The sequence below is a fragment of the Paraburkholderia sp. genome (assembly GCF_036488505.1).
GTDB lineage: Bacteria > Pseudomonadota > Gammaproteobacteria > Burkholderiales > Burkholderiaceae > Paraburkholderia.
In genome coordinates, this window is sequence record NZ_DASXHN010000114.1 from 1 (window position 1) to 6,385 (window position 6,385).

The window sequence follows — 6,385 nt, forward strand, 5'->3', positions numbered from 1 at the left end:
AGCGCTACTCGCCTCCTGACCTATTGCGCCCTGCGCGTCACACGATTGCAAGCAGTGGAGCTTGTTTGAACGCTACGACGCTATGGAAGCGCAGTTTCATATCGGAATGGCGCTTTTTTCCCCTGGCACCTTCATCTTGCGAAAGTGACGCCAAGTCCAGGATATTGCGCATGAGAAAAATTTGATGATTAACGGAGACGACAATGAAAATTTGCATTTACGGCGCCGGTGCGATCGGCGGTTACATGGGTGCGCAACTGGCGAGAGCCGGGGCGGACGTTAGTTTCGTCGCCCGCGGGCCGCATCTGGCGGCTATGCAGGCGAACGGTGTGCGCTTGCAGATCGATGGTGAGGAGCACACCGTCAAGGTCCGCTGCACCAACAATCCTGCGGAGCTTGGAGCGCAGGATTACGTGGTGATTGCGCTCAAGGCGCATTCGGTGCCGGGTATCGTCGGGCTGATGCCGCCGCTGCTGGGACCGGATACCGCGGTGGTCACCGCAGTGAACGGCTTGCCGTATTGGTATTTCCACAAGCACGGCGGTGCATTGTCGGGAACGACGCTGGAAAGCGTCGATCCAGGCGGGCGCCAGTGGCAGGTGCTCGGGCCGGAGCGCGCGATTGGCTGCGTGCTGATCCCCGCGGCCGAAATTGCGGAACCCGGCGTGATCCGCCATGTGTACGGCAAGAAATTTCCCATTGGCGAGCCGAGCGGGCTGGTTACGCCGCGCCTGCAGGCGTTCCACGACATCATGAGCGCGGCCGACATGGAAGCGCCGATGCGCGACAACATCCGCGATGAAATCTGGCTGAAGCTGTGGGGCAACCTCTGCTTCAACCCGATCAGCGCGCTGACAGGCGCCACGCTCGATGTCCTCACCAGCGATCCCGCCGTGCGCGCACTGTCGCGCCGGATGATGGAGGAGGCGCGGGGGATCGCGGAGCAACTGGGCGTTCATTTTCGAGTCGATGTGGAAAAGCGCATCAACGGCGCGGGCGCGGTCGGCGCTCACAAGACCTCGATGCTGATGGACTGCGAAGCGGGCCGGCCCATGGAGATCGATCCGATCGTGACCGTCGTGCAGGAAATCGGTCGGAAACTTGCTATCGACACCCCGATGATCGACGCCGTCCTGGCGCTGATCAAGCTGCGCGAGGGCGTCAACCAGGGGACGGCGCACGCAGACACAAAGCGGATCGAACCGCCCAGCTTGAGACGTCAAGCCGTGGGCGTTTCGTGAATTCGAGTTAAGTCGAAATTCGCCGCTCATACCCAAAGCTCGTCAAACCTGGTCCGTGGCTTTTCGCTTGAAGAAACAAACTCGGGGCATTTCCTGGCGGCGAAGTCACGCCCACGCAGACCCCACAAGGGTGCAAATGCAGTCTTTCCCAAAATACACTTGTGGAAATACGGTACATGAAATATTGTATATCACAAACAACGCCCGCCAAGGAGACAGACGTTATGGCCGAAGTACTGATTACCCCGCAGAGTGCCACTGCAGCAGGAACAGCAAAAAGCGAAGCAGCCGAGACCACGGACGGCTTCCATCTGGTCATCGATGCCCTGAAGCTCAACGACCTCCACACGATCTTCGGGCTAGTTGGTATTCCCATCACCGACCTGGCGCGCCTGGCGCAAGCCGAAGGCATGCGCTTCATCGGCTTTCGTCACGAACAGCATGCGGGCAATGCGGCGGCCATCGCCGGCTACATGACCCAAAAGCCCGGGATCTGCATGACCGTTTCGGCGCCGGGCTTCCTGAACGGCCTGACGGCGCTCGCCAACGCGACCACCAATTGCTTCCCGATGATCCTGATCAGCGGGTCCAGCGAGCGTGAGATTGTCGACTTGCAGCAAGGCGACTACGAGGAAATGGATCAGCTCAATGCGGCCAGGCCCTACGCCAAGGCCGCCTATCGCGTGCTGCACGCTGAAGACATCGGCATTGGCATTGCGCGCGCGATTCGCGCGGCCGTGTCGGGCCGTCCCGGCGGTGTCTACCTGGACCTGCCGGCGAAGCTGCTGTCGCAGACCATCGACGCGGTGAAGGGCAAGCAGTCGCTGGTGCGCGTGGTGGACGCCGCGCCGCGCCAGATTCCCGCCCCTGAATCGGTCAAGCGGGCGCTTGACGTGCTGAAGAGCGCGAAGCGTCCTCTGATCCTCCTTGGCAAGGGCGCTGCGTACGCCCAGGCCGACGCGCAGATTCGCGAGCTTGTGGAAAAGAGCGGCATTCCGTACCTGCCGATGTCGATGGCCAAGGGCTTGTTGCCTGATACCCACGAGCAATCGGCATCGGCGGCTCGCTCGTTCGTGCTGCAGGAAGCCGACGTCGTGCTGCTGATTGGCGCGCGCCTGAACTGGCTGCTGTCGCACGGCAAGGGCAAGACGTGGGGCGCGGCGCCGAAGCAATTCATCCAGGTCGACATCGCGCCGACGGAAATCGACAGCAACGTCGCGATCGCGGCTCCGGTGATCGGCGATATCGGCTCGTGCGTATCGGCTTTGCTGGGCGGCATCGACGCAAGCTTCCCGAAGCCCGCGAGCGAGTGGACGGGCGCGATCTCCGAGCGCAAGAGCAAGAACCTGGAGAAGATGGCCGCGACGCTCGCCAAGAATCCGTCGCCAATGAATTTCCATAGCGCCCTGCGCGCGATCCGCGACGTGCTGAAGACGCGCCCGGACATCAACGTGGTCAACGAAGGCGCCAACACCCTCGACTACGCCCGCAGCATCATCGACATGTACGAGCCGAGGAAGCGCTTCGACTCGGGCACGTGGGGAATCATGGGTATCGGGATGGGCTTCGCCATCGGCGCGGCGGTGACGAGCGGCAAGCCGGTCGTCGCGATTGAAGGCGACAGCGCGTTTGGCTTCAGCGGCATGGAGCTGGAAACCATCTGCCGCTATGAGCTGCCGGTTTGCACCATCGTCTTCAACAACAACGGCGTGTATCGCGGCACCGACGTGAACCCGACCGGCGGCAAGGACGTTGCCCCGACGGTGTTCGTCAAGGGCGCGCGCTACGACAAGATGATCGAGGCATTCGGCGGCATCGGCTACAACGCCACGACGCCGGAAGAGTTGACGAAGGCGCTGCAGGAGTCGATCGCGTCCGGCAAGCCGACGCTGATCAATGCGGTCATCGACGAAGCCGCGGGCACGGAGAGCGGCCGCCTGACCAATCTGAATCCGCAAAGCGCGGCGATGAAAAAGTAACCGGGCTCGACGGTACCGGCGCAACGCGCAAGCGGGTGCAGCGGGTATCGCCGCAAGAACATGAGCAAGCACACCATGAGCAAGCAACCCTTTAGCCAGTGAGTCAGGAGACAGGAAAATCATGAGCAAACCACTCGACGGAATCAAGATCATCGACTTTACGCACGTGCAGGCGGGTCCGGCTTGCACGCAGTTACTCGCGTGGTTCGGCGCCGACGTGATCAAGGTGGAGCGTCCGGGCTCGGGCGACGTCACGCGCAGCCAGTTGCGCGACATTCCGGACGTCGATGCGCTGTATTTCACGATGCTCAACAGCAACAAGAAGTCGCTCACGCTGGATACGAAGAAGCCGGAAGGCAAGCAAGTGCTGGAAAAGCTGATCCGGGAATCCGATGTGATGGTGGAGAACTTCGGCCCGGGCGCGCTTGATCGCATGGGTTTCTCGTGGGATTACATCCGCGAGCTGAATCCGAAGATGATCCTGGCGTCGGTGAAAGGCTTCAGCGACGGCCATCATTACGACGACCTGAAGGTCTACGAAAACGTTGCGCAATGCGCGGGCGGCGCGGCCTCGACCACGGGGTTCTGGGACGGCCCGCCGACCATCAGCGCAGCGGCGCTCGGCGACAGCAATACCGGCATGCACCTGGCCATCGGCATCCTGACAGCGCTGATCGGGCGTGACAAGACGGGCAAGGGGCAGAAAGTGGCGGTATCGATGCAGGACAGCGTGCTCAACCTGTGCCGGGTGAAGTTGCGCGATCAGCAGCGCCTGGACCGGCTTGGTTACCTGGAGGAATACCCGCAATACCCGCACGGCGAATTCAGCGATGTGGTTCCGCGCGGGGGCAATGCCGGCGGCGGCGGCCAGCCGGGCTGGGTGCTGAAATGCAAGGGCTGGGAAACCGATCCGAACTCCTACATCTACTTCACGATCCAGGGTCACGCCTGGGCGCCGATTTGCCGCGCGATCGGCAAACCGGAGTGGATTGAAGATGCGAACTACAACACGGCGACGGCGCGCCAGCCGCACATCTTCGACATCTTCAAGACCATCGAAGAATGGCTCGCCGATAAAACCAAGTTCGAGGCCGTGGATATCCTGCGCAAGTTCGATATTCCGTGTGCACCGGTGCTGACGATGAAAGAGCTTGCCAACGATGTCTCGTTGCGCGAAAGCGGCACCATTGCCGAAGTTGCGCACAAGGAGCGCGGCTCGTACCTCACGGTGGGCAGCCCGATCAAGTTCTCGGACATGAAGCCGGAGATCACGGCGTCGCCGTTGCTGGGCGAGCATACCGACGAAGTGCTCGAGAGCCTCGGTTATAGCAGCGCGCAAATTGCTCAACTGCGCGACGCTCAAGCCGTTTAAACGCGACGGCAGCGCTGTGGATCGCTTTGGCGGACCACGGCGCTGCCTGGATCGAAGAAGGCCGTTTCAACCATGAATAGCGCCCTGCCAACGCCCGCCGTGCAAACCTCATCCCCCATCGATTTCGAACAACTGGTCGGCGTGATCGGCGACGCGGTTGTCATCTCCAACGCCAGTGGCGCGATCACGCTGTGGAACCCCGCTGCCGAGCGCATGTTCGGGTTCACGCAGGCAGAAGCGCTGGGCAATTCGCTGGACCTCATCATTCCCGAGCGCTTGCGGGGGCGTCACTGGAGCGGTTACGAAAAAACCATGGCGACCGGCGAAACGCGCTACGGACACGACGTGCTGCGCGTGCCGGCGGTGCACAAGGACGGCCGGTCCTTATCGATTGCATTTACGGTGGCGCTGCTTCATTCAGCGGGACCGGAACGTAGTGTGACAGGCATTGTTGCCGTTATCCGCGATGACACCAGCCGCTTTGCCGAAGAGCGAAACCTGCGCAAGCGGCTGGCTGAACTCGAAGCAAAATCCGGCGCATGATTGGAATATGCGCGGAATGCGCCGGAATGCGCACGAGACTGCGTTGCGGTAAAAGGAGACAGCCATGAGCGCCCAAGCGGACGTGAAACGTTACGAGCTGCTGATTGGTGGCGAAGCAGTGGCGCCTGGTGGAGGCGCGTATTCCAGCATCATCGATCCATCGACCGAGACGCAGATTGCGAGCGTTGCGCAGGGCACGGCGGCCGATGTCGACCGTGCCGTGCAGGCGGCGCGCGCCGCGTTGAAGCCATGGAATGCAATCAGGGCATCTGAACGCGGCCGGATCCTGATGCGCTTTGCGGAATTGATGCGTACGTATCAGGACGAAATTGCCGCGGTGGAAAGTCTCGATGCCGGCAAGCCGATCTCCGGCGTCCGGCGCCAGGATGTACCGGCAGCTATCGACACCCTCGCGTATTACGCGGGCTGGTGCGACAAGATCAATGGACAAGTGGTGCCCACGCGCCCGGACGCGCTGACTTACACCGTGCGCGAACCGGTGGGCGTAGTCGCGGCTATCGTGCCGTGGAATTTCCCGTTGATGATCGGCATGTGGAAGATCGCACCCGCGCTTGCCTGCGGCTGCACGCTGGTCGTCAAGCCCGCGGAGCTGACACCGTTATCGGCGTTGATGCTCGGACGCCTTGCACTGGAAGCCGGCGTACCGCCGGGCGTACTTAATATTGTTACCGGCAAGGGTTCGGTAGTGGGCGACGCGCTGGTCGCGCACCCCGGTGTGGACAAGGTCACGTTCACTGGTTCGCCATCGGTCGGTCGGGGAATCCTGCAGGGCGCGGCGGTCAACTTCAAGCGCGTCACGCTTGAGCTGGGCGGCAAGTCCGCCAACGTCATTTTCGCCGATGCCAACCTCGATCAGGCTGCGCGCGCGGCTGCGTCGGGGATCTTTTTCAACGCGGGGCAGGTGTGTTCGGCGGGCTCGCGGGTGCTGGTCCAGCGATCGGTGTATGACGAGATCGTCGAACGTCTGGCGCAGCGTGCGAAGTCGATCACGCTGGGTGATCCATCGCAGAAAGAGACGTCCATGGGACCGCTCATTTCCGCGAAGCAGATGCAGTCGGTGCTCGACTACGTGGACATCGGGAAGAACGAAGGGGCGTCGGTCGTGTCGGGTGGCAGGCGATGGGGCGAGCGTGGCTATTTTGTGGAGCCCACGGTGTTTGCCAATGTCGAGCACGAGATGCGCATCTCGCAGGAAGAGATCTTCGGCCCGGTAGTCAGCGTAATTCCCT

At 61.9% G+C, this 6,385-nt stretch carries 6 protein-coding genes; 5 read left to right on the forward strand and 1 reads right to left on the reverse strand.

Annotated elements, in window-relative coordinates; all coding sequences use genetic code 11:
• Nucleotides 1-37: 37 nt before the first annotated feature.
• Nucleotides 38-217 (reverse strand): hypothetical protein, encoded by a 180-nt coding sequence (locus VGH68_RS06220; protein WP_331602661.1) that lies wholly within the window; start codon nt 215-217, stop codon nt 38-40.
• On the opposite strand from VGH68_RS06220, the gene VGH68_RS06225 reads away from it, so the two are divergent.
• The 5 genes from VGH68_RS06225 to VGH68_RS06245 all read left to right on the forward strand — a co-directional run.
• Nucleotides 204-1,241: a 2-dehydropantoate 2-reductase gene (locus tag VGH68_RS06225; RefSeq protein ID WP_331602662.1), complete on the forward strand. Its 1,038-nt coding sequence runs from the start codon at nt 204-206 to the stop codon at nt 1,239-1,241. The two genes, VGH68_RS06220 and VGH68_RS06225, sit on opposite strands and share 14 nt — an antisense overlap.
• A gap of 224 nt (nt 1,242-1,465) precedes the next feature.
• Nucleotides 1,466-3,220 carry an oxalyl-CoA decarboxylase gene (gene oxc / locus VGH68_RS06230; RefSeq protein WP_331602664.1) on the forward strand — a complete coding sequence of 585 codons (1,755 nt, stop codon included), beginning with the start codon at nt 1,466-1,468 and terminating at the stop codon, nt 3,218-3,220.
• Nucleotides 3,221-3,341: 121 nt separating this feature from the next.
• A complete protein-coding gene (gene frc / locus VGH68_RS06235; protein ID WP_331602665.1) occupies nt 3,342-4,592 on the forward strand; it encodes a formyl-CoA transferase in 1,251 nt (416 codons plus the stop codon).
• 72 nt (nt 4,593-4,664) lie between these two features.
• Nucleotides 4,665-5,135 (forward strand): PAS domain-containing protein, encoded by a 471-nt coding sequence (locus VGH68_RS06240; protein WP_331602666.1) that lies wholly within the window; start codon nt 4,665-4,667, stop codon nt 5,133-5,135.
• 64 nt (nt 5,136-5,199) lie between these two features.
• On the forward strand, nt 5,200-6,385 hold a 1,186-nt coding region (locus tag VGH68_RS06245), incomplete at its 3' end, for an aldehyde dehydrogenase family protein (RefSeq protein ID WP_331602668.1).